This is a genomic window from Pseudogemmobacter bohemicus, from assembly GCF_003290025.1.
Lineage (GTDB): Bacteria > Pseudomonadota > Alphaproteobacteria > Rhodobacterales > Rhodobacteraceae > Pseudogemmobacter > Pseudogemmobacter bohemicus.
In genome coordinates, this window is the sequence record NZ_QNHG01000004.1 from 556,856 (window position 1) to 581,920 (window position 25,065).

24 protein-coding genes are annotated in these 25,065 nt (G+C 67.1%); 10 read left to right on the plus strand and 14 right to left on the minus strand.

Translation table 11 applies throughout. From position 1 onward, the window contains the following. The first annotated feature begins 156 nt into the window (after positions 1–156). Positions 157–987: an amidohydrolase family protein gene (locus DRF71_RS21765; protein WP_112312606.1), complete on the plus strand. Its 831-nt coding sequence runs from the start codon at positions 157–159 to the stop codon at positions 985–987. Here DRF71_RS21765 and dhbA read toward each other — a convergent pair. The 5 genes from dhbA to DRF71_RS21790 form a co-directional block, all read right to left on the minus strand. Next, on the minus strand, positions 984–1,745 hold the full coding sequence (dhbA, locus tag DRF71_RS21770) for a 2,3-dihydro-2,3-dihydroxybenzoate dehydrogenase (protein ID WP_112312607.1): 762 nt from the start codon (positions 1,743–1,745) through the stop codon (positions 984–986). The two genes, DRF71_RS21765 and dhbA, sit on opposite strands and share 4 nt — an antisense overlap. 3 nt (positions 1,746–1,748) lie before the next feature. Beyond that, positions 1,749–2,390, minus strand: a complete 642-nt coding sequence (locus DRF71_RS21775; protein ID WP_112312608.1) for an isochorismatase family protein — start codon at positions 2,388–2,390, stop codon at positions 1,749–1,751. Between the two features lie 2 nt (positions 2,391–2,392). Then, positions 2,393–3,595, minus strand: coding sequence for an isochorismate synthase (locus tag DRF71_RS21780; RefSeq protein ID WP_112312748.1), 1,203 nt, complete (start codon positions 3,593–3,595; stop codon positions 2,393–2,395). Between the two features lie 195 nt (positions 3,596–3,790). After that, complete coding sequence (locus DRF71_RS21785) at positions 3,791–5,362, minus strand: DHA2 family efflux MFS transporter permease subunit (protein WP_112312609.1); 1,572 nt, start codon at positions 5,360–5,362, stop codon at positions 3,791–3,793. Further along, positions 5,362–6,507, minus strand: coding sequence for an HlyD family secretion protein (locus tag DRF71_RS21790; RefSeq protein ID WP_112312610.1), 1,146 nt, complete (start codon positions 6,505–6,507; stop codon positions 5,362–5,364). Before DRF71_RS21790 ends, DRF71_RS21785 begins: the two co-directional genes overlap by 1 nt. A gap of 116 nt (positions 6,508–6,623) precedes the next feature. On the opposite strand from DRF71_RS21790, the gene DRF71_RS21795 reads away from it, so the two are divergent. From DRF71_RS21795 to DRF71_RS21820, 6 genes are all read left to right on the plus strand, one after another. Continuing rightward, entirely contained in the window at positions 6,624–7,343 is a 720-nt protein-coding gene (locus DRF71_RS21795; protein WP_232831628.1) for a TetR/AcrR family transcriptional regulator, read from the plus strand. Between the two features lie 173 nt (positions 7,344–7,516). Further along, positions 7,517–8,353: an ABC transporter ATP-binding protein gene (locus DRF71_RS21800; protein WP_112312611.1), complete on the plus strand. Its 837-nt coding sequence runs from the start codon at positions 7,517–7,519 to the stop codon at positions 8,351–8,353. Continuing rightward, on the plus strand, positions 8,350–9,336 hold the full coding sequence (locus tag DRF71_RS21805) for a FecCD family ABC transporter permease (RefSeq protein ID WP_112312612.1): 987 nt from the start codon (positions 8,350–8,352) through the stop codon (positions 9,334–9,336). Before DRF71_RS21800 ends, DRF71_RS21805 begins: the two co-directional genes overlap by 4 nt. Next, positions 9,333–10,391 carry a FecCD family ABC transporter permease gene (locus DRF71_RS21810; RefSeq protein ID WP_112312613.1) on the plus strand — a complete coding sequence of 353 codons (1,059 nt, stop codon included), beginning with the start codon at positions 9,333–9,335 and terminating at the stop codon, positions 10,389–10,391. Before DRF71_RS21805 ends, DRF71_RS21810 begins: the two co-directional genes overlap by 4 nt. Further along, positions 10,388–11,332 (plus strand): ABC transporter substrate-binding protein, encoded by a 945-nt coding sequence (locus tag DRF71_RS21815; protein WP_112312614.1) that lies wholly within the window; start codon positions 10,388–10,390, stop codon positions 11,330–11,332. Before DRF71_RS21810 ends, DRF71_RS21815 begins: the two co-directional genes overlap by 4 nt. Next, positions 11,329–11,937: a hypothetical protein gene (locus DRF71_RS21820; RefSeq protein WP_112312615.1), complete on the plus strand. Its 609-nt coding sequence runs from the start codon at positions 11,329–11,331 to the stop codon at positions 11,935–11,937. The genes DRF71_RS21815 and DRF71_RS21820 overlap by 4 nt, the downstream gene beginning before the upstream one ends. Before the next feature lie 36 nt (positions 11,938–11,973). Here DRF71_RS21820 and DRF71_RS21825 read toward each other — a convergent pair whose 3' ends face one another. After that, positions 11,974–14,118, minus strand: a complete 2,145-nt coding sequence (locus tag DRF71_RS21825; protein ID WP_112312616.1) for a TonB-dependent siderophore receptor — start codon at positions 14,116–14,118, stop codon at positions 11,974–11,976. A 147-nt stretch (positions 14,119–14,265) separates the two neighbouring features. Beyond that, positions 14,266–15,135 carry an AraC family transcriptional regulator gene (locus tag DRF71_RS21830; protein ID WP_157971238.1) on the minus strand — a complete coding sequence of 290 codons (870 nt, stop codon included), beginning with the start codon at positions 15,133–15,135 and terminating at the stop codon, positions 14,266–14,268. Between the two features lie 243 nt (positions 15,136–15,378). On the opposite strand from DRF71_RS21830, the gene DRF71_RS21835 reads away from it, so the two are divergent. Continuing rightward, positions 15,379–16,896, plus strand: a complete 1,518-nt coding sequence (locus tag DRF71_RS21835; RefSeq protein ID WP_112310709.1) for an aldehyde dehydrogenase (NADP(+)) — start codon at positions 15,379–15,381, stop codon at positions 16,894–16,896. Between the two features lie 70 nt (positions 16,897–16,966). Here the strand turns inward: DRF71_RS21835 and DRF71_RS21840 are convergent, their stop codons facing one another. Beyond that, the gene (locus DRF71_RS21840; protein WP_112312618.1) at positions 16,967–17,155 is read right to left on the minus strand and encodes a hypothetical protein; all 189 of its coding nucleotides are present in this window, start codon (positions 17,153–17,155) and stop codon (positions 16,967–16,969) included. Between the two features lie 642 nt (positions 17,156–17,797). Further along, a complete protein-coding gene (locus DRF71_RS21845; protein ID WP_112312619.1) occupies positions 17,798–18,904 on the minus strand; it encodes an NADH:flavin oxidoreductase in 1,107 nt (368 codons plus the stop codon). Positions 18,905–19,091: 187 nt separating this feature from the next. Here DRF71_RS21845 and DRF71_RS21850 point away from each other — a divergent pair, with 187 nt between their 5' ends. Then, complete coding sequence (locus DRF71_RS21850) at positions 19,092–19,628, plus strand: TetR/AcrR family transcriptional regulator (protein WP_269814395.1); 537 nt, start codon at positions 19,092–19,094, stop codon at positions 19,626–19,628. Here DRF71_RS21850 and DRF71_RS21855 read toward each other — a convergent pair. Together DRF71_RS21855 and DRF71_RS21860 are read right to left on the minus strand one after the other, a co-directional pair. Then, complete coding sequence (locus tag DRF71_RS21855; RefSeq protein ID WP_112312621.1) at positions 19,625–20,311, minus strand: alpha/beta fold hydrolase; 687 nt, start codon at positions 20,309–20,311, stop codon at positions 19,625–19,627. The genes DRF71_RS21850 and DRF71_RS21855 overlap by 4 nt on opposite strands. 5 nt (positions 20,312–20,316) lie before the next feature. Then, positions 20,317–21,537, minus strand: a complete 1,221-nt coding sequence (locus DRF71_RS21860; RefSeq protein ID WP_112312622.1) for an MFS transporter — start codon at positions 21,535–21,537, stop codon at positions 20,317–20,319. 98 nt (positions 21,538–21,635) lie between these two features. On the opposite strand from DRF71_RS21860, the gene DRF71_RS21865 reads away from it, so the two are divergent. Next, on the plus strand, positions 21,636–22,535 hold the full coding sequence (locus tag DRF71_RS21865; RefSeq protein ID WP_112312623.1) for a LysR family transcriptional regulator: 900 nt from the start codon (positions 21,636–21,638) through the stop codon (positions 22,533–22,535). Here DRF71_RS21865 and argE read toward each other — a convergent pair. The 3 genes from argE to DRF71_RS21880 all read right to left on the minus strand — a co-directional run bounded on the left by argE (position 22,528) and on the right by DRF71_RS21880 (position 24,986). Next, a complete protein-coding gene (argE, locus tag DRF71_RS21870) occupies positions 22,528–23,745 on the minus strand; it encodes an acetylornithine deacetylase (protein ID WP_112312624.1) in 1,218 nt (405 codons plus the stop codon). The genes DRF71_RS21865 and argE overlap by 8 nt on opposite strands. Positions 23,746–23,872: 127 nt before the next feature. Next, positions 23,873–24,547 (minus strand): DUF1028 domain-containing protein, encoded by a 675-nt coding sequence (locus DRF71_RS21875; protein WP_112312625.1) that lies wholly within the window; start codon positions 24,545–24,547, stop codon positions 23,873–23,875. Positions 24,548–24,563: 16 nt separating this feature from the next. Further along, on the minus strand, positions 24,564–24,986 hold the full coding sequence (locus DRF71_RS21880; RefSeq protein ID WP_112312626.1) for a RidA family protein: 423 nt from the start codon (positions 24,984–24,986) through the stop codon (positions 24,564–24,566). Positions 24,987–25,065 lie beyond the last annotated feature (79 nt).

A 25,065-nucleotide genomic window follows, 5' to 3' on the forward strand; every position in this document is an offset into this window, starting at 1 on the left:
GCCGCCTCCTGCAGCCGCGCGATTTCATATTCAGAACATCTTTTCATAGTTAAACGTGACACAAGGCAGTGAGTCAAGTAACACTGTCGCCCGGACGCCGGATTCCGTCGTTATGATAGCGCCGCCATTGCCGCGTGACGCGGATGAGGAGGAAGCATGATCTTCGACACCCATCTTCACCTGATCGACCGCAGCCGGCTGGCTTATCCCTGGCTTGCCGGCGTGCCGGCACTGGATCGCGACTGGCGTTATGAGGAGTATGAATCGCTGGCGCGACGCTGCGGCATCACCGATGTGCTGCATATGGAAGTCGATGTGGCAGAAGACCAGATCGGCGCCGAGACCGCTTTTGTGGCGGATCTGATGGCGCGGCCCGGCAGCCTGATCCGCGGCGCGATCTCATCGGCGAGGCCCGAGGCTGCGGGCTTTGCCGCCTGGCTCGACGCGCAGGACCGGGGCGTGGTCAAAGGCATCCGCCGGGTTCTGCATGTGATGCCGGATGGTCTGTCAGAGCAGCCGCTCTTTCGCGAGAATATCCGCCGGCTCGGCCCCACCGGCCTGCCTTTCGATCTGTGTCTGCTGGCACGGCAATTGCCGCTTGGCGCCGCCCTGGCCGATGCAGCGCCCGAGGTCAGCTTCGTGCTGGATCACTGCGGTGTGCCCGATATTGCCGGCGGCGCTTTCGCCCCCTGGGCGGCGGCGATCACCGATCTCGCGCGGCGGCCAAATGTGAGCCTCAAGCTTTCCGGCCTGCCGACCTATACCGGCGGCGGCTGGAGCCTGGAGACGCTCCGCCCCTGGGTTGCGCATGTGCTGGAGGCCTTCGGCCCTGCGCGTTTGGTCTGGGGGTCGGACAGCCCGGTCGTCACACTGCAGTCCGGGCTGGCGGAATGGGTGGCGGCGAGCCATGCGCTGCTGGCCGACCTGACCACGGCCGAGCGCACCGCGATCCTGTCGGGAAATGCGCGCCGGATCTGGGGCGTCTAGGCCTGCTGCGTGGCGCCACCATCAACGTAAAGGTCAGCCATGGTGACATGGCCAGCCTGATCGGACAGCAGGAACATCACCGCATTGGCGACATCTTCGGGCTCGGCGATCTTGCCCAGCGGAATGCCGGGTTTGAACTGTTCGGGAATGCCCCGGATCACCCGCGCCTCGCCCGAGGCATCTTCCCACATGCCGGTCTGCATCGGCGTTCTGGTCGAGCCCGGCGCCACGATATTGCAGCGGATGCCCTGGGCCGCCAGCTCCATCCCCAAAGCGCGCATATACATCGTCGCCGCCGCTTTTGACGCCGCATAAGCCGCCATGCCGTAGCGCGGCACCCCGGCCGCATTGGACGAGACCGCAACCAGCGCGCCCGCACCCCTTGGCCCCATCACCCGCGCCAGCGCCCGCGTCAGGTGGAAAACACCATCCGCATTCACCGAAAACACCCGCCGCCAGTCGGCATCGCTGGTCTCGGTCACCAGCCCGGTCGCCAGCACGCCCGCGACCGAGACACCGAAATGCACCGGGCCAAGCGTCGCCTCGGTTTGCGTGACCAGATGCTCCACCGCCGCAGAATCGGAAACATCCAGCGCCCGCAGCACCAGACCGGGCGCCGGCGCCAGATCGGGCACCGCGAGATCGGTCGCCACCACCCGCGCGCCCGCCTCCAGGAGCGCCGCCACCACCGCGCGACCGATACCACCGCCGGCCCCGGTCACCAGAGCCAGCCGGTTCTCAAACCCCGTCAGCCGCATCTCTTACCCCTCCAGCGCCGACAGCAGCGCATCGGTCAGTTGCACCACACCGCAGCGCCCGGCCACCCATTCCAGCGCCATATCATGCTCGGCCCGGCTGAAATCCGCGAGCGCATCGGCGGCCATGAAGGGTTCGATATCACGCTGGAAGGCCTCGCCTGCGGTCATCAGACAGCCGATATGGGCATAGACGCCGCAGATGATCAGCTGATCGCGCCCCCGGACCCGCATCAGGTGTTCCAGATTCGAGCGCTGAAAGGCGGAATAGCGGTGCTTGACCAGCACGAAATCGGAAGGCTCCGGCGCGAGTTCCGGAATGATCGCCTGGTGGTCGGGGTCTGCCGACATGCCCGGCCCCCAGAGATCGGCCTGGAGGCCCCGGTCGCGGCGGTCCTGGTCGCCCTCTTGCGCGGTGTAGAAGACCGGCAGGCCAGCGGCGCGGGCGGCTGCGGCCAGCGTTGCAATATTGGCGATGGCGGGCGCGATGGGGCTGGTCCCTGCCGCATAGGGGCGCAGGAAATAGCGCTGCATATCATGGATCAACAGCGCCGCGCGGGCGGGCTGCAAGCGCCACGGCCCGCGCGAGGGCGGGATTTCCGCAAGTATGGGCAGTGGATAGGGCTGGATCTGCGGCAGGCCGGCCATGGTTATTCCCCGATTTTCCCATCGCTGTCCTGCCCGAAAGCGGCCAGCATTGCCAGGAATTTGGCACCCGTCTCGGCCTCTTCCGCTTCGGGGTCGGACCCCAGGACGATCCCGGCCCCGGCATAAAGCCGCGCCTCGGTCCCCTCGATCTCGGCGCAGCGCAGCGCCAGATACCAGCAACCATCGCCATTGGCCTCAAGCCAGCCGACAGCGCCGGCATAAAAGTCGCGGGCATAGCCTTCAAGTTCGGGCAGCGCCGCCTCGGCCGCCGCGCGCGGCAGGCCGCAAACGGCAGGTGTCGGATGCAAGGCCGCGAGGAGATCCGCACAGGGCGTGGCAGGGTCGCGCAGCACGCCCTCGATCCGTGTCCCCAGATGCCACATCCGCGCGGTTGCGCTGAGCGTCACCCCATCGGGTGCGGCCAGCGTCGCGCAGAAGGGCACCAGCGTGTCCAGCACCATCTCGGCCGCCATCGCATGTTCGCGCCGGTCTTTGTCCGAGCGCAAAAGCGCCTCGCCCGCCGCACGATCAGACTGCGGGTCTGTTGCGCGCCGCGCCGATCCGGCCAGCGGATGCGAGGCAACCAGCGATCCGCGTTTCTCGACCAGCAGCTCCGGTGTGGCGCCGATCAGGCGGCGCGGCCGGCCCGGGGCGCGTGGCCTGAGTGGCACCGAGAACAGCGTCGCCAGCCCGTCACGCCGCATCATCGAGAACAGCGCCTCGGGATCATGCGGCGTATCGGCGCTGAGAACCAGGCTGCGCGACAGCACGATCTTGGAAAATTCCCCCGCAGCGATGCGGGCGACGGCAGCGGATACCGCATCACGATAATGGCGGGCGGGAGGCTCTGCCCGGATCCTGAGGGCGGCGCGCGGGGCGGCGGGGATAGCGCCGGAGCCGGGGGGCATCGCGACAAGGGTGCCGGGCTGGAACAGGCAATCCGCCGCCTCGCGGTGATAGGGGACCGCACCGGCCAGCAATTGCGGCCCGTCATGCCCGGCCGCAAAGAAAGCCGCCGCCCGGGCGGCAAGCCCGTCCAACGGGCCGGCAGGCAAATGCCGCCGCGCCGGGCCAAGCGCCAGCGCATGATGCGGGCCGCTGATCAGGAAGTCCGGCGCTTTCGCAGCCAGCGCCGCGTCAGAGGGCATCAGCGCCGCCGCAACAGTTGTGATACCAAGGGCGGTGGCACAGGCAGGGATGGTCATCAGGCGATCTCGCATCAGCATAGCCGCGTGGGCGCGGCGCTCCGGATCGCTTGGGCAGAGTTTCCACGCGGAAAGACTGCACCTGGCTGACGGCTACAACGTGCCCCGGCCCGCCTTCCGTCGCGCTAAAGTCACAAATTGTCAAGATTTTGCGCGCGACTGAGGGCGGGGGCCCCGCAAAGGTGACGGCGGCGGTCAGTGCCCGCCCCCTCCACCACTGGCACCCCTTCCGGCCCGGGCCGGCGGTCGCATTGCCAGCGCCATCACCGCAAGCCCCATGAAAAGAACGGTCAGCAGCGTGAAGATGTCGATGAAGGACATGATCGCCGCCTGCCCCGCCACTTTCCCCGCCATCTGCGCCAGCGCCGCATCCGGGTTCAGCCCGTTGGCCGCCAGGTTCTGGCGCATCATCTCAAGCTGCCGCAGCGCCTCGGGATTGGCCCAGTTCACCGCCTCATCCAGCCGGGCCGTGTGCAGCGCGCGGCGGTCGGTCAGGATGGTGTTGATCATTGCCAGCCCCACCGCGCCGCCCAGGTTGCGCATCAGGTTGTAAAGCCCCGAGGCCGATTTCATCTTTGCCGGCGGCAATGTGCCAAGCGCCAGGTTGTTGATCGGCACCATGCAGATCATCAGCGAGATGCCGCGCAGCACCTGGGGCCAGAACAGCTCGTTGAAATCCCAGTCAGCGGTCATATGGGTCAGCATCCAGGACGAGCTGCCAAAGCCGATAAAGCCAGCCAGCAGCATGACGCGCAGGTCGATCTTTGACGCCAGCATCCCCGCGAAAGGCGCAGTGAAGAACATGGCAAGGCCCGAGACAAACACCGTCTCGCCGATCATCAGGCTGTCATAGCCGCGCACCGCCGAGAGATAGAGCGGGTAGAGATATGTCATGCCGTAAAGGCCGATCCCCATCACGAAGGAGAACACCGATCCGACCGCAAAATTGGTGTTGGAGAAGGCCGAGAAATCCACCACCGGCTCTTCGCGGGTGAAAGCGCGCCAGAAGGTGAGGATGCCGCCCGCGACCATCACGACGAAAAGGGTCGCGACCACCTCATCCTGGAACCAGTCATTATTGGGGCCTTCCTCCAGCACATATTCCATCGCGCCGAGGAAAGCGGCCAGGGCGACAAGGCCGGTCCAGTCGAATTTCTGAAAGAGCGACCAGTCGGGCTCGTCGAAATCGACCAGAGCGAGGACGCCGATGGTCACCGCAATGCCGGCGGGGACGTTCACCAGAAACAGCCAGTGCCAGGACAGCGCATGGCTCAGATAGCCGCCGACCGTTGGCCCGACCGTCGGAGCCAGCGTCGCCACCAGCCCGATCATCGGCGAGACCACATTGCGCTTTGATGGCGGGAAGATGGTGAAGGCCGCCGCAAAGACCGAGGGGATCATGCCGCCGCCGAGGAACCCCTGGACGCCGCGCCACAGGATCATCTCATTGATCGAGGTCGAGGTGGCGCAAAGGAAGGAGGCCGCCGTAAACCCCGCCGCCGACAGCGCAAACAGGTATTTTGTCGACATCATCCGGCCCAGGAGGCCCGAAAGCGGGATCATCACCACTTCGGCGATCAGATAGGAAGTCTGCACCCATGAGATTTCATCCGACGAGGCCCCCAGCCCCGCCTGGATTTCCGGCAATGAGGCCGAGACGATCTGGATGTCGAGGATCGCCATGAACATCCCGAACACCATGACCAGAAACGCCGCGACCCGGCGCGGCGACATCTCCGGCTCTGCCAGGCTTGCGGCGACGGACATTACTCGGCTCCGCTTGCTGCGGCCTCTGGCCCGCCGGTGCGGGTGTCGATGGAAACCTCTACCGAGAGCCCGGCACGCAGGCCCTTTGTCGCTTCCGGCAGTTCGATCCTGACCGGCACCCGCTGCACGATCTTGGTGAAATTGCCGGTGGCATTCTCGGCCGGCAGCAGGGAAAACACGGCGCCCGTGGCGGGTGCCAGCGAGACGACGCGGCCCTTGACCTCATGCCCGTCCAGCGCGTCGATCCCCACGAGGGCGGTCTGGCCAACGCGGATTTCGGCGAGCTGGGTCTCTTTCAGATTGGCCTCGACATAAAGCCCATGGTCGGGGACCACCGCCGCCAGACGCGCGCCGGCGCTGACCAGTTCGCCCTGTTTTATGGCGATATTGGCGACCGTGCCGTCAAAGGGCGCCCGCATCACGGTGAATTCCAGATCGCGCTGCACCTGGGCGACGGCCAGCTCCAGTTCGCGCCGGGTCGCGGCGGTCTCGACCCGCTGCGCCTTCAGCACCTCGACCTGGGCCTTCGCGCCGGTAATCGCCGCCAGGGCTGCGGTGCGATTCGCCTCAGCGGTCGCCAGCGCTTCATTGGCGTTGTCGAGATCGGCCTGACTAGACACCCGCCGCTCGGCAAGGCCCCTCACCCGCCCGGCATTGCTTTTCGCCGCCGTCAGCACCGCATCCGAGGCCGCCAGCTGCGCCTCTGCCTGGGTGACGGCGCTTTCGGCCGCATCGACCTGGGCGTCGATCCGGGCAAGCGTTGCGGTCAGTTCGGTCAGTTTGACCTCGGACTGTTCCAGCGAGATGCGGTAATCGCCATCATCAATGCGAAAGAGCACATCGCCCATTGTCACATGCTGGTTGGCAGTGACAGCGATTTCAGAGACATAGCCGGTGATCTTGGACGAGATCAGCGACAGATCCGCCTGGACATAGGCATCATCGGTCGAGACCAGAAACCGCCCATTGGTCCACCAGGACCAGCCCTGATAGCCCCCCGCCAGCAAGACGGCCAAAGCAAGGCCACCCAGCACATATTTCCGGCGCCCCGATTTCGCGGGCGCGGCAGGCGGCACTGCGGCGGTGACGACGGGGCCGGTGGCAGTATCCGGCTGGCTGTTTTCGGGGCGTTCGTGACGGGACATGAGAGACTCACCCGGCTGAAAATAACTGAACCCAACGGTTCGATACCCCCAGATAATCCTGTATTTCGGGAGATTCAATATTCCATCGAACCACTCGGTTCGATTATATTGCCCCCATGACAAAGCCGCTGCCCAACCCCGTTCTGCCCAGCCCCGTTCTGCCCAGCCCTGCCATGCGCGCGAAACGCCATGCTGCCGGCACCGATCCGCGCAAGCGCGACCAGATCCTTGCCGGCGCCTGGGCAGAGTTCCGCGCGCATGGCTTTGACGCGACGACGATGAACGGCATCTGCCGCGCAGCCCTGGTGTCGAAAGGCACGCTCTATGTCTATTTCCAGGGCAAGGAGGACCTTTTCGTCGCCCTGGTCGAGCAGCAGCGCGACCGGCTGACCGGCCAGCTGGGCTTTGCGCTTTCCGGCCCGGGCGATGTGGCCGCAAAGCTGACCGCCTATGCGGTGGCCCTGGTGACCGTGCTGACTTCGGACGAGATGCTGCGCGCCCAGCGGATCGTCGTCGCCGTGGCCGAGCGGATGCCCGATCTCGCGCAGCGCTTTTACGATGCGGGCGGGCGCCATGTGCTGGGCCGGCTGGCGCGCTGGCTCGCCGAGGCGACCGAAGCCGGCGTTCTCGCAACCCCCGAGCCCATCCGCGCCGCGCAACAATTCACCGAACTCGCCATGGCCGGGGTCTGGCGCCAGCGCCTGTTCGGCGTGCTGCGCGAGCCGCCCGATGAGGCCGCCATTACCGCCCTCGCCGCCGATGCGGTGCGGATCTTCCTCGCCGCCTATGCCGGCAAGGCGCCGCCCGACAGCTGGCAAAGCACCGCAGGCTTCTGACCGCCCCTCTGGCCCGGCGCAGGCGGTTTTTGAACAGAACTGCTGTAAAACGCAGCAACCGGCGGCAACGCTTTCCCGGCCCGGCTTGCCACATCGGGGAAACTCTGACAGATCGACCCTATACCTGACAAACTTAGTTGGAAATCGGGCAAGTGGTGCAGAACGGAACAGCGATGCACAGCGGAACGAGTGCCGCATCCAACCCCGGATACGAAACCGGATCCGGGGCCGGTCTTATCGCGGTCCGCTCCCTCTCGGTTCTGCGTGGCGGGCGCCAGGTGCTGCATGATCTGACGCTTGAGATCCGGCCGGCGGCGCTGACCGTGCTGATCGGCCCCAATGGCTGCGGGAAATCGACGCTTCTGAAAACCATCGCCCGCCTGTTGCCACCGTCATCGGGCGGGGTCAGCATTGGCGGGCGGCCGCTGGACCGGCTGGGCGGGCGCGAGGCGGCGCGCGCCATGGCGTTGTTGCCGCAAAGCCCGGTCCTGCCCGAAGGGCTGCGGGTGCGCGACCTGATCGCGCTTGGCCGCCACCCCTGGCGCGGACTGTTGCGCAGCTGGTCGCCCGAGGATGACGCCGCGATCGCCCGCGCCATGGCGGAGACGGGCGTGACAACGCTGGCCGACCGCCCGGTCGAGGCGCTGTCGGGCGGCCAGCGCCAGCGCTGCTGGATCGCGATGGTGCTGGCGCAGGAGACCGGCATCCTGATGCTTGACGAGCCGACGACCTGGCTCGACCTCTCGGTGCAGATGGAGATCATGGCGATCCTTGCGCGGCGGGCAAAGGCCGGCGCGACGGTGCTGGTGGTGCTGCATGAGCTGAACCTGGCGGCGGCTTTCGCCGACCGGATGGTGATGATGAAGGACGGCCGCATCCTTGCGGATGGACCGCCGGACGCGGTGATGACGGCGGAGACCCTGGCGGCGATCTTCGGGCTGAGCGCCGATATCCTGCAAGATCCGCTGACCGGCCGCCCGGTCTGCCTGCCGCGCGGCACAAGGGTATGACGACAGGCCGGGCGAGACTGCCGCTGCTCCTTGCCGCCGCGCTGATCGCCGCACTGGCGCTGCATCTGACATTCGGCGCGGTTTCCATGCCGCTGTCGCAGGTCTGGCAGGGGTTGAGCGGCGGTGATGACCTCAGTTTCGAGGCGGCGGTGGTGCGTGAGCTGCGCCTGCCCCGCGCCATTGCTGCCGCACTGGCCGGGGCGGGGCTGGCAGCGGCAGGTGTGCTGATGCAGGCGGTGACCCGAAACCCGCTGGCCGAGCCGGGGCTGTTCGGTCTTTTGGCCGGGGCGGCGCTGGCGGTGCTTTTGGGCCGCACCATCCCCGCGCTCGCCTCGCCCGACTGGCTGGCGCCGCTGGCCGCACTTGGCAGCCTTGCGGGCGCCGGCCTCGTCTGGGCGCTGGTGCGCGCCGCAGGCGACGGGGGCGGGCTGTTGCTGCCCGCCCTGGCCGGTTCGGCGGTGACGGCCTTCCTCGTGGCGCTGACGACACTGATCTCGCTGATGGATGCACGGGCTTTCGAGGATATGCGGATCTGGCTTTCCGGATCACTCGCCGGGCTGCGGCTGCCGGTGCTGGCCTGGATCGCCCCCTGGGCGCTGGCGGGCCTCGCACTGGCGGCACTGGTGGGGCCACGTCTCACCATCCTCACCATGGGGGATGAGGCCGCAACCGGGCTGGGCCTGAACCCGGGGCGGCTGCGCGCGATGGCGCTGGCCTCGGTGGTGGTGATGACGGCGGCGGCGGTGGCGATGGCCGGCCCCCTTGGCTTTGTCGGGCTGACCGTGCCGCATCTTCTGCGCCTGACCGGGCCGATGGATCAAAGCCGCCTCCTGCGGCTTTCGATGCTGGCTGGCGCCGCCTATCTGGTGCTGGCCGATACGCTCGCGCGGGTGCTGATCGCCCCGGTCGAGGTCTCTGCCGGCATCCTGACCGCGCTGATCGGCGCGCCGGTTCTGGTGGCACTGGTGAGGATGCGGGCATGAGGCAGGTGCGGCTTTCGGCCTTTGGCGGGCGCCTCGCGCTGGAACCTTCGTGCCCCGGGCTGATCGCGCTGGCGCTGATGATCCTGGCGCTGGCGGCGCTGCTGGTGGCGAGTGTGGTGCTGGGATCGGACGGGCCTTCGCCCCGCGCGGCGCTGGCGGCGCTGTTCGGATCGGGCGACGCCCAGGCGCTGCTGGTGACGGGCGAGTTCCGCCTGCCCCGCGCGCTGGTCGCGTTGCTGGCCGGCGGGCTGTTGGGCCTTGCCGGAGCGCTGACCCAGGGTGCCACCCGCAACCCGCTGGCCGATCCGGCGCTGCTGGGGATCAGCCAGGGCGCTGCACTGACGGTGATCGCACTGGCGGTGCTGGCGCCGGGCCTTGGAGGCAACTGGGGCGACAGCTGGCGACCGGCGGCGGCCTTTGCGGGCGGGCTGGGCATTGCCGGGCTGATCCTCGCGCTGTCCATTGAGCGCGACGGCGCCGGGCCGGTGCGGCTTTTGCTGATCGGGATCGGGGTCGCGGCCTTCCTTGGCGCTATGACCACGGCGCTTTTGACCTATGGCGGCGTGAATGAGGCGCATTCGGCGCTGGCCTGGATCGCGGGCTCGGTGCGCAATGCCGGCTGGAGCGCGGTCTGGCTGCTGGCCTGGCTGACGCCGCTTGCCGGCCTGATCGCGCTGCTGGCGGTCCGGCCCCTGGCGGTGCTGCGGCTGGGGGATGAGCTGGCCACCACGCTGGGGCACCGCGCCGGGCAAAGCCGCATGGCCCTGATGGCGGGGGCGGCGGCACTGGCGGCGGCCTCGGTCTCGGTGGTGGGGCCGATTGCCTTTACCGGTCTTGTCGCGCCGCATCTGGCCGCAAGGCTGGCACCGGCCGGCCCCGGCCTGCATCTGGCGCTGTCCTGGGCGGCGGGCGCCGGGCTGACCGGGCTGGCCGATCTGGCGGGGCGCACCCTCTTTGCACCCGCGCAGGTGCCGGCGGGCCTTGTGACCGCGCTGGCCGGCGCGCCGCTGATGGCCTTCCTGATGATCCGCAGCTTTGGGAGAAAGCCGGAATGAAAGCCCTCGCTTTGCTTTTGTCCCTGACCGCCGCCCCGGCCCTGGCACAGGATTTCCCGCTGACCATCGCGCATAAATTCGGCGAGACCACCATCCCCGAACGGCCCGCAAGGGTGGCTTCCGTCGATTTCACCGGCGCCGATGACCTGCTGGCCCTTGGGGTGCAGCCGGTGGTGATCCGCGACTGGTATGGTGATTTTCCGGGCGCGCTCTGGCCCTGGGCTTCGGCCCTGTCGACCAGGGTGCCCTCGATCCTGCGCGGCGAGATCAATTACGAACAGATCGCGGCGCAGGATCCCGATGTGATCATCGCGCTCTGGTCGGGGATCGGCTCGGCCGATTACGCCCAGCTCAGCCGCATCGCGCCGGTGGTGGCGGTGCCGGCGGGCATGGGTGATTTCTCGCTGCCCTGGGAGGAGCGCGCTGTGATCGCCGGCCGCGCCATCGGGCGCGAGACCGAGGCGAAAGCCCAGGTCGCCGCGATCAATGCGCGGATCACGGCCCTGCGCAACGCCCATCCCGACTGGCAGCGGCGCAGCGCCAGCGTCGTGTGGTTCCTTGGGGGCGGTCTCGGCGCCTATACCGCCTCGGATGTGCGGGTGCAGATCATGGCGCGGCTGGGCTTTTCGATGCCCGAACGGCTGGCGGAGCAGCAGGGCGGCGACGGCTTTTCGCTGCCTTTGTCGGAAGAGGCCATCGGCATTCTTGAGGCCGATCTGATCCTCTGGACCATGGCCGATGGCGATATGTCGGCACCGGACCGTGTCGTCACCCGCCCCTTTTTGCGCACCGCCAAAGCCGGGCGCGAGATCTTTGCCGGCAAGCTGCTGACGGGCGCGATGTCGCATGCCTCGCTCTTGAGCCTGCCCTATGCGCTGGACCGGCTGGAGCCGGCAATCGGGGCCGCGCTTGAGGGCCAGGGGCCGGTCCGGATCGAATGAGACGCGCAATCGCCTTTGACCTCCAGGACAGCACCGCCGTGGCGGCGGCGCTTTTTGCGATGAATGCCGGGGTCAGGCCCGAGATGGGGCCGCGCGACCATGCGGCCTGGGTGATGAATGTGCTGGCGCATGTGCTGGGGCCATGGATTGCCGCGCGCGATTGCAGCGGCGCGGGGCTGCCGCCCGATACCGGGATGCGGCTTCTGGCCCGGGTGGCAGAGGGCGGCTGTCTGACCTTTGACCTGCCCGGGGAACCGCCCGGCGCGGCGCGGCTGGCCATGCTGCCCCCCGAGGCCGCCGCCGGGGCGGTCGCGAGGCTTTTCGCGCCGGCGGTCGGCGCTTTTGCCTTCACCGGCAATCTGGCGCCCTCGGCGCTGTGGCGGATCGTCGGGGACGGGCTGGCCTGGGGCTGGGTGGAGGCCGGCGCGCATCAGCGCGGCCAGGCGGTGTTGACCACCCCCGGCGCGCCCTTTGCCAATCGCCAGCTGCGGCTGGAACGCGGTGCGGTGCGCCGTCGCGGCGGCTGCTGCCGCTGGCTTTCGGTGAATGGCGAAACCTGCGCCAATTGCCCTTTGCGCAAGACCCCAAACAAAACGGGCGGCTGATTTCTCAGCCGCCCGCCCGGGATTATCGAGAGACAGTCAGAAGCGGCTGGTCACGCCCAGGCTCACCACCCGGCCCTCGCCCTGCCAGCAGGACGAGACCCCCCAGGAGGTCTGGCAGCTGGAGACATATTTCTCATCCGCGAGATTGGTGACGTTGAAATCCGCCGACCACTGATCGTTGATCGCCCAGCTGGCGCCGATATCAAGCAGCCAGGCATCGCCCACTTTCAGCGTATTGGCATTATCCGCCCAACTCGAGCCCAGGTAGCGGGTGCCGGCGCGCAGTTCCAGCCCCTCGACCGCAGCCGGGGTCCACAGGAGTTGCAGATTGCCAAAGCTCTCGGCCACCGATTGCGGCACCTTGCCGATGATGGAGGGATCGGCGCCGAATTCCTCGATCTCGACCGACATTTTCGTCGCCGCGAGCTTCATCCGCCATTCGTCGTTCAGCGCGTAATTCGCCTCGATCTCGATGCCTTTCGAGCGCAGCTTGCCCAGCGTACGCGAGTCGAAGACACCGCCATTCACATAGCTTTGCGACACATCCTTGCGGGTGATATCAAAGGCCGAGACGGTGATCAGCGAGCTTTCATTCGGCTGCCATTTCAGCCCGATCTCGGCCTGGTAGCCGGTCTCGGGGTCTGCCAGCAGCGAGCTGACCGACAGGGTCTGCGGGTTGAAATAGGTGCCGAAGGTGACATAGGGCGTCACATCACCCATCTTCTTCGCAAGCGCTACGCGGCCGGTAAAGGCAGTGTCGCGGCGCGACAGGTCGGTGCCGCCGGTGACCCGGTCCCCGACATCCGACCAGACGATGTCATAGCGCCCGTTCAGCGTCGCGATCCAGCCATCGCCCCATTCGATCTGGTCCTGCGCGTAAAGACCCAGCTGCTTTTGCGTGCTGATATTGTCGATATAGGGCGCGAAGAGGCCCGGGGGCTGCACCACCGAATAATCAGGATTGACCGGATCCAGCGGGATGCTCGATCCGACGGCCTGCCACTGATCCAGCCGGTACTGGCGCATATCCAGCCCGAACAGAAGCTTATGCCGCACCGCGCCATTGTCGAATTCGCGGGTGAAGCGCAGATCGTTTTGCAGGATCGTCGCTTTGCTTTGATGGGCAAAGTTGACCAGGTTCAGATCTGCGGTCGGGGTCGGGATCTGGCCCGTGGTATAGCCCCAGGGATAGAGGAAATGCTCTTTCAGATCGGAATAGCCGACGCGGAACGTATCGACCATCGCCCAGCCCGCCACATCGCGGCGATAGATGCCGGTCGCGATCAGCTGGTCACGCTTGTATTCATCAAGACCCGGGCTGCCGGCGTTGAAATAATCGGCCAGATAGCCGAAGGGGGCCGCTTCGACCGTGCCATAATAGGGCAGGAACTGACCGCCGACATGGTCCTCGTCCATTTTGGTATAAGAGAGGTGGAAGGTCAGCCGGCTGCCATCGTCAAAGCTCTTGGTGACGGCACCGTAAGCCACGCCCTCGAACCCGGCATCGAACATGCCATGGCCGTCCTGGCGGGTGGCCTGGATGCCATAGGTCCAGGCAAGGGTATCGCCATCGCTGCCCGAACCTTCGACCGAGGCGCGGGCCTGGCCCTCGCTGTCAACGCTGAACGAAAGCGCGGTTCCCGTCGATCCGTCGGGCAGCCGCGAGACGTAATTCACCACGCCGCCGGGGCTTGATGCGCCATAAAGCATCGAGGCCGGGCCTTTCAGCACCTCGACCCGCTCCAGCAGGAAAGGGTCGATATAGAAGGTGCCGAAGCTGTAAGAGAAGAGCGACAGCCCGTCCATGAAGGCGCCGGTGTCGAAAGAGTTGAAGCCGCGGATATAGAACCAGTTGGTATCGCTGTCATAACCGTAAAGCTGCGACTGTACCCCGGCGATGCCGTTCAGGATCTGGTCCACCTTGCGCGGCTGTTCTTTCGCGAAGAAATCACGCCCGACAACGCTGACCGATTGCGGCACCTCGGTCAGGCTGGTTGCGGTCTTCATCCCCGACAGCGTGTTCGGGTTGACCGCATTGCCCACCGCTTCGGCGCCCTCATATTCCAGCGTGATGGTGCCCAGTTCGACCGGCTCTTCCTGGGCCATGGCCGGCAAAGCAAAGGCGCAGCTCAGCGCGGTGGTGCCCGCCAGAAGCCGAAGGAAAGATGGTCTTGTTGTCATATGCCTGATCCCTGCGTGACAGTCCCGGGGCAGCGCCGGCGGCTCTGCCCTTTGCCTCGCGTCTAGAGCATGGCGGCGGCCCGGTATTGACTAAAACTGTCGGGAATTTTGCACCAGGTCGGCCGCCATTCCCGGGCAGCGGAAGGGTCAGGAGCGCCTGGCCCCCGTCTGGTCGCGCCGCCAATGGCCTGGCGTGGCCCCGGTCTGCTTGCGGAACGAGCGGGTGAAATGCGCCTGATCGGCAAAACCCGAATCCTGAGCGACCGAGGCGAGGCTCTGATCGCTTTGCACGAGCAGCTCTTTGGCGCGCTCGATCCTCAGGCGCTGCAGGGCGCGATGCGGAGGCTCTCCCCGGCTCTGGCTCCAGGCATGGTCGAACCAGCTTTCCGAGAGATCTACCGCCGCCGCCATTTCCGCAACCGTCACCGGGCGGTGCAGCTCCTCGCGCATCAGCCGGTCAACCCGCGCCAGCTGCCCGGGCGTCAACCCGCCCCGGTAGAGTGGCGCCTGCGGCAGGCGGGCCTCTCCGAACAGCGCCATAAGCAATTTATCCAGAATACCGTCCAGGGCTGCGGCGCTGAAACTCGCGGCCCGGATCTCCTCGGCCATCGCCGCCGCCAGCGCCTCGGCCGGCGCCAGCGCGGCCAGCATCAAGGGCGTATGGATCAGCGCCGCCGGGTCGATACCGGCCGAAACCAGCCGCCCGGCAAGTGTCGCCTCATGCAGATGGATATCGAGATGCGCCAGCAGCCCTGGCCTGCGAAAACTGGATCGCATCGCCAGCCCGGCAGGGACAAAACCGATCCGCACCGGCTGCGCCCGCCGCCCGCGCCCATTGGCCAGCCGCATCTCGCTGTCACCCTCTCCCAGCACCGCGACGATCCTCGGATCCGGCGCCAGGTAGCTGCCCTGACCATTGCGGCCCACCGCCACCTGCCAGACATCGGTGACCACCCCCGGCAATTCGCGCCAGGTCAAAGGCGCAAGCAGGTCGATGCCGGTCGTCTCACTGGTCATTGCGGGGCGAAAATTCATGCCTCCAATATACCTTAATATTTTTGTCAGGAAACAGGGCAATCACTTCCCAGGCAGGATTCCGGCCAGGTGTTCCATTTGTGCCCTGACAGAGAAGCGCAAGGCCCGGGCAAGGCTGCTTGTCATTGCGCCCCGCAGTTCTGTATACATACTGTCGGCAACTACCGGCAAATGCTGCCCCGGCCCGATCCGGCCGCAGCCGCCGCGACCAGGAAAGAGGCTGACATGATATTCACCCCGCATGGCAAACATCTGATCGCAGGCGCCTGGGTTTCGGGCGCGGGCAGGTTCCGCTCGGAGCCTGCGCAGGGCGCGGGGTTTGAGTTTTCGACCGGCACGGTTGCGCAGGTTGACCTTGCGGCGCAGGCAGCCGAGGAGGCCTTCTGGTCCTTCGGCTGGTCGACCCGCGACGAGCGCGCCGTCTTTCTTGAGACCATCGCCGATGAGATCGAGGCCCGCGCAGAGGCGATCACCGAAATCGGGTCCTCGGAAACCGGCCTGCCCGCCGCGCGCCTCCAGGGCGAGCGCGGCCGCACCACCGGCCAGCTGCGCCTTTTCGCGAGCCATATCCGCAAGGGCGATTATCTCGACCGCCGCCATGACGCGGCGCTGCCCGAGCGCCAGCCGCTGCCGCGCCCCGATCTGAAACTGGTCGAGCGGCCGATCGGCCCGGTTGCGGTGTTCGGGGCCTCGAACTTCCCGCTGGCCTTCTCGACCGCCGGCGGCGACACCGCTGCCGCGCTGGCTGCGGGCTGCCCGGTCGTCGTCAAGGGCCACTCTGCCCATCCCGGCACCGGCGAGATCATCGCCGAGGCGGTCCATGCAGCAATCACCAGATGTGGTATCCATCCGGGCGTCTTCAGCCTGATCCAGGGCGGCAATCGCGAGGTCGGCGCCGCCCTTGTGCAGCATCCGCTGATCAAGGCGGTCGGCTTCACCGGCTCGCTGGCCGGCGGCCGCGCGCTTTTTGACCTCTGCGCGGCGCGCCCCGAACCGATCCCCTTCTTCGGCGAGCTGGGCTCGGTCAACCCGATGTTCATCCTGCCCGAGGCCGCCCGCGCCCGCGCCGAGGCGCTTGGCACCGGCTGGGCCGCCTCGCTGACCATGGGCGCCGGCCAGTTCTGCACCAATCCGGGCATCGCCGTGGTGGTGGACGGGGCTGATGCCGACCGGCTGGTTGGCGCGATGAAAGAGGCGCTGGCGAAAACCGGGCCGCAGACCATGCTGACCGATGGCATCGCAAAGGCCTACCGCGACGGCCAGGCCCGTTTTCAGGTGCGCAACAGCGTGAAACCGCTTTACGAGACAGAGTCCGGCGGCCGCCAGGCCTCGCCCAACCTTTACGAGACCACGGGCGATCAGTTCCTCGCCGATCACACGCTGTCGGAAGAGGTGTTCGGCCCGCTGGCGCTGGTGGTGCGGGTGGAGTCGCTGGCCGCGATGCAGCGCCTCGCGCGCGGCTTCGAGGGCCAGCTGACCGCGACGATCCATATGGACGAAGGCGATACCGAAGCGGCGAAAGCCCTCTTGCCGGTGCTGGAGCGCAAGGCCGGCCGGGTGCTGGTCAACGGCTTCCCGACCGGCGTGGAAGTCGCCGATGCCATGGTCCATGGCGGCCCTTACCCCGCCAGTACCAATTTCGGCGCAACATCGGTCGGAACCCTCTCCATCCGCCGCTTCCTGCGACCCGTTTCCTACCAGAACCTCCCCGATGCCCTCATACCAGCCGATTTCAAAGCCTGAGGGAAGGAGAAACAAGAAAAGGCGCCTCCGGTCGGGGGCGCCTTTTCCTTTGCGGGAGTGTGGCAAAGGTTCAGAACATCTGGGTCTTGCGGACCTGGCTCAGGTAGCGCTTCATCCGCAGCAGGCGCTGGCTTTCCACCCGGTCATGCCGTCGCGCCACCAGGGTCGAGAGGATATCCACCGCCACCAGCGCCGCGATGCGCGAGGTGGTCGGCGTGAAGAGATCGGTGTTCTCCAGCGTCTCGACATTGATCAGCACATCGGAATAATTCGCCAGCGCCGTATTCGAGGCGCCGGTGATCGAGATGACTTTCGCCCCCGGGCCGCAGCCCGCCTGCCCTGCCCGCCGCCCCGTTCCGCGATCCGGGGCTCGTCCGGTCCTGTGCCGACCTCATACCGGGCCGGGTGCCGGGCTTTAACGACCTGCACCGGATCGCGCAGATACTCCTGCCGGAAGCCGCGCCGGATTCTGCGAGAATGCCGGTCCCCGGCGCCGGTGGCGGGCTGGAGTTGCGGGCCTTTCCCACGGCCCGCCCAGCCCGGACCGTCCTCGGGATCGCCCCGTCCGGGCCGATGCCGGACGAGGCCGCCCGGCTTCCTGGCAGGCTTGCGGCGCGGGTTACGGTGCGGCAGGGGCTGATCGGGGATGCAGAACCTGGCCCCTTTGACGGCGCCACCTGCTTTCCGGGGCTGCAGTTCCTGGGCGGCGCCGGGTGTCTCGCGACGCTGACCGCGCGAGTCGTGGCCGAAAACCGATGCGGCCTTCCCAGGTCGAAGAGGAAATGCAGTTGCGCGAGGCCGGCTTTGCCGATCCCGCGCTGTTTTATACCGTTCTGTCCTGCCGGGGCCGGGTTGCCCGCGCGCGCCCCGGCCCCCCCCGGAACAGCCTCCAGGATCAGGCTCAGACCAGAGCGGCCAGCGCCTCGGGGGTAAAGCCCTTCAGATCATCAAGCCGCCCCGCCTCGACCTTGGCCGCCCAGTCCGGATCGGCCAACAACACCCGCCCGACCGCGATCAGGTCGAACTCGTCGCGTGCCATCCGCTCCAGCAGATTGCCGATCGGCGCCGCGCCGGAGCCCTGCCCTTTGAACGCGCCGAAAAACTCGCTGTCCAGCCCGACCGAGCCGACCGAGATCGTTGCTGCCCCGGTCAGCTTCTTGGCCCAGCCGGCGAAATTCAGCCCGTTCTCGCCGTCGAGCTCGGGGAATTCCGGCACCCAGACCCGGCGTTGCGAGCAATGGAGGATATCCACCCCTGCCTCGACCAGCGGCGCGAGCCAGGCGGTCATCTCGTCAGGCGTCGCGGCAAGACGCGCATCGTAATTCTGCTGTTTCCACTGGCTCACGCGCAGGATCAGCGGGAAATCCGGGCCGACGGCCGCGCGCACAGCCCGGACCGCCTCGGCCGCGAAACGGGCGCGTTCGGCGATGGTGGCGCCCCCATAGACATCGGTGCGGGTATTCGAGCCTTCCCAGAAGAACTGGTCGATCAGATAGCCATGGGCGCCATGCAGCTCGACCGTGTCAAAGCCCAGCCGTTTCGCATCCGCCGCAGCGCGGGCAAAAGCCGCAACCGTATCGGCAATATCCTCTTCGGTCATGGCGACGCCCCGCGGCTGATCCGGCCCGATCACGCCCGAGGGGCTTTCGACCGGCGCCTCCGGCTCCCATTTGCCGGCGCGGGTCGAGCCGGTATGCCAGAGCTGCGGCCCGATCCTGCCGCCCGCCGCATGCACGGCATCGGCAACACCCTTCCAGCCCGCAAGCGCCGCCTCGCCATGGAAAAACGGGATCCCCGGCAGATTGCGCGAGGCCGGACGGTCGATCACCGTGCCCTCGGTCAGGATCAGCCCGACATCACCAGCGGCACGTTTGCGGTAATATTCGGCATTGGCGGCGCCCGGAATGCCATCCGGCGCCATGCCCCGCGTCATCGGCGCCATGACGATGCGGTTCTTCAGCGCAAGGGTTTTCAGCGTAAAGGGGCGAAACAGGGTCTCGGTCGACATCTGGGGCAATCCGGTTCTGAGGCGCCGGCCCCGGGAGGGAGGTGACCGGCGGAGGAGGTTGTTTTGCCCGCGGGCGCGGGCTATAAACATGACAGCCATCACGTTTGCCGCATTCATTACGGCTGTCATGTTAAATGTCAACAAAGGAAACGGGCAAGGTCAGGCGATGAAGGTCTCTCGCGCACAAATGGCTGAAAACAGGGAGAAAATCCTGGAGGAAGCCTGCCATATGTTTCAGCAGAAGGGCTTTGACGGCGTGACCGTGGCCGAGGTGATGCGCGCCGCAGGCCTGACTCATGGCGCGTTTTACGGCCATTTCCGCTCGAAAGAGGATCTGATCGCGCAGATTCTCCGCCATCGCTGCGAGAAGATGCGCGAGGCGAAACCCGATCTGGAAAGCTTCCTCGACGCCTATCTCTCGCCCGGGCTTTGCGATGATCCCTCGAAGGGCTGCCATATCCCGGCGCTGGCCCCGGCGCTTGGCCCCGATATGGTGCATCACTCGCCCGAGGCCCGCGCGGCGCTGACTGAAAGCATCCGCGTCCAGATCGACCGGCTGGGGGTGCTGGCGCCCGGGGCCGCGTCTGACGAGCAGCGCCGCATCGCGATCCGGACCTGGGCCGCGATGGTGGGGGCGGTGGTGCTGGCGAAAGCCTGCGACGATCCGGCGCTGGCCGGGGAAATCCTCGCCGAGGTGCGCGCGGGGATCACGGTCGGGCCTTAGCGCAGGATCAGCCGCTTCAGCGCCTCGCTTACCAGAAGCGGCGCCTCAAGCGGCAGCATATGGCCGGCATGGTTTGCGATGGCGATCCGTGCCCCAGGGATCAGGCGGGCCATTTCGCGGCTGATTTCAGGGGGCGTGATCTGGTCATGCGCGCCGCACAAAACCAGGGACGGCACCGTGATCCGGGGCAAGAGATCGCGGCTATCGGGTCGCTGGATCAGGCTTTGGCGGATAAAGACCCCGGGCCCCAGCCGGCGGGTCATCTCACGGATCCGGGCCGCAATCGCCGCATTGCCGAGGTTTTCCGGCGCCAGATAGCGCGCCAGCAGCTTTTCACCAAAGCCGTGGAATGTGCCGGGATCGGCGGCCAGCGCCATCAGACAGCGCCGTTCTGCCGCGCGGTCTGCGCCATCGGGCAGCATGGTGGTGTCGATCAGTGCGAGATGGCTGACGCGCTCCGGCGCGCGGCGCATCACCTCTTGCGCGACGATACCGCCCAGCGAGAACCCCGCCAGCGCGAAACGCGGGCCGCCCGCCGTAAGCACTGCCCGTGCAAGCTCCTCCAGGGTCTCGCCTTGCGTGATATCGGCCACCACCGGCTCGCAGACCGCAGCCAGCGGGGCAAGCTGGTCATGCCACAGCGCCGCATCGTTCAGAAGACCAGGCACCAGGACCAGCCGCATCGCCCTCACCCCCTGTAGCTGCCGACCCGGGCGCCGAAGGCGGCAAGAAGCCCGCCCGCCACCGTCATCACCAGCGCCAGCCCGACCACTGCCGGCCAGCCGCCCTGCTGCCACAGCCAGCCCGCCGCCGAGCCGGTCACGCTGACCCCGGCATAATAGAATAAAAGATACAGCGAAGCCGCATGCCCCTTTGCCCCAATCGCCGCCTGGCCTACCGCGCTGCTTGCCACCGAATGGGCGATGAAAAAGCCGATGGTTGTCAAAGCGATACCGGTGATGATCACCCAGAGATCGCCTGACAGCGTCACCAGCGCGCCCGCCCCCGACAACAGGAAGGCGAGGATCAGCAAAGGCCTTCGCCCCAGCCGGTCCAGCAGATTGCCCGCCACCTGGGAGGAGATCATGCCGAAACCGAAAGTCAGGAAGATCAGGCTCACCTGCAGCTGCGACAGGCCGAATTCCGGCGCGCGCAGGCGGAAGGTGGCATAGTTGAACAGGGTGACAAAGATGCTCGTCAGGCAAAAGCCGATGCCGTAAAGCCGGCGCAAAGCGGGGTTCCTCAGATGCCCGGCCCAGGCGGCAAGGTGGAAGCGCAGCCCCGCCCCGCGCGCGGCCTGGAAATTCCGCGAGGGCGGCAGCAGCCAGGCGAAGCCAAGGGCGGAAACCAGGCACAGCCCGCCCAGCACCGCCATGGCAAGCCGCCAGTCGCCCAGATCCGCGAGTATCCCCATGCCCACCCGGCCACACATGGCGCCAAAACCGGTGCCGGCGATATAGATCCCCATGGCGCGGCCCAGATCCTCGGGCGCGATCTCTTCGGCAAGCCAGGCCATCGCCACCGCCGGCACGCCGCCCAGCAAAAGCCCCTCTGCCGCCCGCGCGACCAGCAACAGATGCCAGCCCTCCAGCGCCCCGATGCCCAGGTTGATCAGCGCCGCCCCCAGCATCGAGACCACCATGACCCCTTTGCGGCCAAGGCTTTGCGACCAGGCGCCCATCACCATGATAGACAGCGCGAGGCAGCCGGTGGTCAGCGACAGCGCCAGCGAGCTGACCGCAGGCGAGACATCGAAAGCAGTGGCAAAGGCCGGCAACAGCGGCTGCACGCTATAGATCAGCGCGAAACTGGCAAAACCGGCCAGAAACAGCGCCAGCCGCACCCGCGTGAATTCCGGGCTGCCACGATGGATATGGCTGTCTCCGGCGGGATTGGGATTCTGGCTCATGGCGCTTTCGGGGCTTTGACTTTGCCCAGAGCTATTGCCCGCCAGCCCATTCGTCCAATATATAATTCAGCGCAGTCCGATATGAAAAAGGTATTGCAATGGAGCTGCGCCATATCCGCTATTTCCTCGCCATCGCCGCCGAGGGAAACTTCACCCGCGCGGCGCAGCGGCTGGGGATCGCGCAGCCGCCGCTGAGCCAGCAGATCCGCGATCTTGAGGCCGAGATCGGCACCGCTTTGTTTCGCCGGGTGCCGCATGGGGCCGAGCTGACCGAGGCCGGCCGCGCCTTTCGCGACCGGGTTCAGGCGCTGCCCGATGCTGCCGCCGGGGCTGCCGCTGCCGCGCGTCTTGCGGCCGAGGGGCGCACCGGGCTTTTGCGTCTGGGGATCACCGGCACGGCGGCGCTGAACCCGCTGGTGCCGCAATTGATCCGCGAATTCCGCACCGAGCGGCCTGGCATCGCGCTGATGCTGACGGAATCAAATTCGGTGCGGTTGCGCGAAGATGTGCTGGAGGGACGGCTTGATGCCGCGATCCTGCGGCCCTCGCGCTCGGATCCACCGGGGCTCGAATGCCTGACTTTCGCTTCTGAACGGCTGGTGCTGGCGCGGTCCGGGGCCAGCGACCCCTTTCCCCGCGAACCCGCCGCCCGGCTGCAGGACATGGCGGAAGAGCCGTTGATCCTGACCCCGCGCGAGGTGGGCATCAGTCTGCATGACGCCGCCATCCTCGCCTGTCGCGAGGCCGGGTTCGAGCCGCGCATGGGCCAGCTCGCGCCGCAGATCGTCACAGTCCTGTCGCTGATTTCTGCGGGCCTGGGCTTTTCACTGATGCCGGCGGCGATGCGGCGGCTGAGGCTGGAGGGCGTGGTCTATAAGGAGCTCGCCGGTCCCTCGCCTCAGGTCTCGATCGCATTGGCGACGCGGCGCCCCGCGCCCCATGCCGCGCGCGCTTTGCCGGTCCAGGCCTTCATGGCAAAGGTGCAGGCGCTCAGCTGAGCCCGCCCAAGCCCGGGTTCCCGGATCTGAGCCGTTCCACCAGCGAGGCCAGCATCGTGTCACAGGCGGCCAGCTGCGCAAGGCTGACATATTCGTCCGGCTTATGCCCCTGATCCATCGAGCCCGGGCCGCAGATCAGCACCGGCAGGCCAAGCGTCTGGTCGAAAAGCCCGCCCTCGGTGCCAAAAGCGACCTTGATCAGCCCGGCATCGGGGCCCAGGAGGCTACGCAGCCAGGCCACCGCCGCGCTGTCCTTCGGCGTGTCGAGACCGGGATAGCCCGAGACCTCCTCCACCCCGATCCGCGCCGTGGGAAAGCGGTTCCCGTGCCGCGCGGTGATCCCGGCCGCCGCGCCCCGGATATCCGCAAGGATCCGCGCCGGATCATCGGCCGCGACATTGCGGATCTCGAAGTCGATTTCGCACAGGTTGGGCACGATGTTCAGCGCGGTGCCGCCCTGCATCACGCCGGCATGGATGGTGGAATAGGGAATATCGTAATCCGGATCCTGCGCGCCGCTCTCGCGCAGACGCGCCTGTTCGGCCTCCAGCGCCAGGATGAATTCGGCACCCAGATGCAGCGCGTTCAGCGCTTTTGGCGCCAGCGCGGAATGGCCCTCGACCCCGTGGCAGCAGGCTTTCAGCGCGCGCTTGCCCTTATGGCCGGTGGCGATCTGCATCGCGGTCGGCTCGCCGATGATACACAGAGCCGGGCGGTCCACCCGCCCCGCCAGCGCCCCGATCAGCGCGCGCACGCCGATACAGCCGATTTCCTCGTCATAGGACAGCGCGAGATGCAGCGGCACCGCGAGCCCCCCTTGCGCAGCCAGCAGCGCGGCGCGGATGGCGCTTGCGACGAAGCCCTTCATATCCGCCGTGCCGCGCCCATAAAGCCGCCCGTCCTTTTCCGTCAGCGTGAACGGATCAGAGCTCCAGGCCTGGCCCGTCACCGGCACCACGTCACTATGGCCCGACAGGATGACGCCGCCGGGGCCATCGGGCCCGATTGTGGCCCAAAGATTGGCACGGCTGCCATCGGGAGCGGCAAAACGCTCGATCCTGGCGCCGGCGGGGACCAGCAGCCCCTCGACATAATCCAGCAGCGCGAGGTTCGGCTGGCGCGACAGCGTCGGCTCGGCGATCAGCCGGGCGAGAATCTCGGTCGTCCCGGGGATCTCGGTGGCCTCGGGGATCTCGGTCGTCTCAGGCATCGCGTCAGGCCTCTGGCAGGGTCCGGCAGAGTGGAAATTGGCGGCCGGGGAAGCGGGAGCCATTGCCCCCGACCGCCCTCAGGGGAGGCAGGTAACCACCCCGAAAGCAAGCATTGCGGATCGCGCTTCAGGGATCTCCGGGCACGCCGTAACCCGGCGCCTGAGACGGGTTCAGGGCGCGGGTGACATAGGCCGCCATCTCGGGCTGCCAGCGGGTCCAGAGTGCGGCGCATTCCGCAATCGGATCGCCCTCGGTCCAGTCGATGCGCAGATCGGCGACATTCCACGAGACCTTGTCAACCATCACAAGACCCATCGAATGGACCGGGCCTTCCTCGCCGCCCGCCCCGATCGCGGCACGCATCGCCGTCAGCAGACGGTCGCCGAGATGGCCCGGTGCCGCCTGAAAGGCCGCGACCATGGTGGCGGGGATGGTGTCGGAGGACAGCATATTCCCCGCCGCCACCACACCCGTGCCTTGCGCCGAAGCGTGACGGCCCAGTGTCCGGGCGCCGGAATGGCTGGCCGTGCCGCCATTGCGGTCCACCAGCGCCAGCTGGCGGTATTCGATATGCGGCGCCCCGGCCACCAGCCGCGCCAGCGCCGCCCCGGCCGACAGACCCGATGCCATCAGATCAAGCCCTTTCGGCCCCAGCGACGGGTCGGTGATATTTTGCGTCGAGACCGCGCCCACCCCGGCCCTGACATGCGCACAGCGCGCCGCGACCGCAGGCGAGGACGAACTGACCGCGATCCCGAACATGCCGGTATCGGCACAACGGGCCGAGATGGAGAAGGTCATCGCTTATGCTCCCCGATCAGACCGTATCCGGGATGACGGCGGTGGCCTCGATCTCGACCAGCCATTCGGGGCGGGCAAGCGCGGAGACAACAAGGCCGGTCGAGACCGGGAACACGCCCTTCAGATATTCTCCCATCACATTATAGACCGCCTCGCGGTAGCGGATGTCGATCAGATAGATCACCACGCGGCAGATATGGGTCAGGTCGGAACCCGATTCCTCCAGCAGCATTTTGATGTTTTCCATCGCCTTGCGCGCCTGGCCCGCCACATCGCCGATCGCGACGCTTTCGCGGGTGTCGAGATCCTGGCCGATCTGGCCGCGCACGAATACGGTCGCCCCACGCGCCACAACGGCCTGGCAGAGGTCATTGTTCAGCTTTTGCTCGGGATAGGTTTCTTTGGTGTTGAAGGGGCGGATCCGCTTGTGGACGGGCATGTCATGCTCCTGAAGGGTATAAAGGCCTCGGGGGATTTGTAACCGCTTCGCCCGGGGCTTGGGATGAGTATTTGTTGAG

What these genes read in the sequence shown, in the direction of transcription:
- DRF71_RS21825 (WP_112312616.1), bottom strand. Translation starts at nt 14,118, where the DNA reads ATGACAACAAGACCATCTTTCCTTCGGCTTCTGGCGGGCACCACCGCG.
- DRF71_RS21880 (WP_112312626.1), bottom strand. Translation starts at nt 24,986, where the DNA reads ATGCCCGTCCACAAGCGGATCCGCCCCTTCAACACCAAAGAAACCTAT.
- DRF71_RS21845 (WP_112312619.1), bottom strand. Translation starts at nt 18,904, where the DNA reads ATGTCGACCGAGACCCTGTTTCGCCCCTTTACGCTGAAAACCCTTGCG.
- DRF71_RS21810 (WP_112312613.1), top strand. Translation starts at nt 9,333, where the DNA reads ATGAGGCAGGTGCGGCTTTCGGCCTTTGGCGGGCGCCTCGCGCTGGAA.
- DRF71_RS21800 (WP_112312611.1), top strand. Translation starts at nt 7,517, where the DNA reads ATGCACAGCGGAACGAGTGCCGCATCCAACCCCGGATACGAAACCGGA.
- DRF71_RS21805 (WP_112312612.1), top strand. Translation starts at nt 8,350, where the DNA reads ATGACGACAGGCCGGGCGAGACTGCCGCTGCTCCTTGCCGCCGCGCTG.
- DRF71_RS21820 (WP_112312615.1), top strand. Translation starts at nt 11,329, where the DNA reads ATGAGACGCGCAATCGCCTTTGACCTCCAGGACAGCACCGCCGTGGCG.
- DRF71_RS21865 (WP_112312623.1), top strand. Translation starts at nt 21,636, where the DNA reads ATGGAGCTGCGCCATATCCGCTATTTCCTCGCCATCGCCGCCGAGGGA.
- DRF71_RS21765 (WP_112312606.1), top strand. Translation starts at nt 157, where the DNA reads ATGATCTTCGACACCCATCTTCACCTGATCGACCGCAGCCGGCTGGCT.
- DRF71_RS21780 (WP_112312748.1), bottom strand. Translation starts at nt 3,595, where the DNA reads ATGACCATCCCTGCCTGTGCCACCGCCCTTGGTATCACAACTGTTGCG.
- dhbA (WP_112312607.1), bottom strand. Translation starts at nt 1,745, where the DNA reads ATGCGGCTGACGGGGTTTGAGAACCGGCTGGCTCTGGTGACCGGGGCC.
- DRF71_RS21860 (WP_112312622.1), bottom strand. Translation starts at nt 21,537, where the DNA reads ATGAGCCAGAATCCCAATCCCGCCGGAGACAGCCATATCCATCGTGGC.
- DRF71_RS21795 (WP_232831628.1), top strand. Translation starts at nt 6,624, where the DNA reads ATGACAAAGCCGCTGCCCAACCCCGTTCTGCCCAGCCCCGTTCTGCCC.
- DRF71_RS21855 (WP_112312621.1), bottom strand. Translation starts at nt 20,311, where the DNA reads ATGCGGCTGGTCCTGGTGCCTGGTCTTCTGAACGATGCGGCGCTGTGG.
- DRF71_RS21785 (WP_112312609.1), bottom strand. Translation starts at nt 5,362, where the DNA reads ATGTCCGTCGCCGCAAGCCTGGCAGAGCCGGAGATGTCGCCGCGCCGG.
- DRF71_RS21835 (WP_112310709.1), top strand. Translation starts at nt 15,379, where the DNA reads ATGATATTCACCCCGCATGGCAAACATCTGATCGCAGGCGCCTGGGTT.
- argE (WP_112312624.1), bottom strand. Translation starts at nt 23,745, where the DNA reads ATGCCTGAGACGACCGAGATCCCCGAGGCCACCGAGATCCCCGGGACG.
- DRF71_RS21775 (WP_112312608.1), bottom strand. Translation starts at nt 2,390, where the DNA reads ATGGCCGGCCTGCCGCAGATCCAGCCCTATCCACTGCCCATACTTGCG.
- DRF71_RS21790 (WP_112312610.1), bottom strand. Translation starts at nt 6,507, where the DNA reads ATGTCCCGTCACGAACGCCCCGAAAACAGCCAGCCGGATACTGCCACC.
- DRF71_RS21850 (WP_269814395.1), top strand. Translation starts at nt 19,092, where the DNA reads ATGGCTGAAAACAGGGAGAAAATCCTGGAGGAAGCCTGCCATATGTTT.
- DRF71_RS21830 (WP_157971238.1), bottom strand. Translation starts at nt 15,135, where the DNA reads ATGACCAGTGAGACGACCGGCATCGACCTGCTTGCGCCTTTGACCTGG.
- DRF71_RS21815 (WP_112312614.1), top strand. Translation starts at nt 10,388, where the DNA reads ATGAAAGCCCTCGCTTTGCTTTTGTCCCTGACCGCCGCCCCGGCCCTG.
- DRF71_RS21875 (WP_112312625.1), bottom strand. Translation starts at nt 24,547, where the DNA reads ATGACCTTCTCCATCTCGGCCCGTTGTGCCGATACCGGCATGTTCGGG.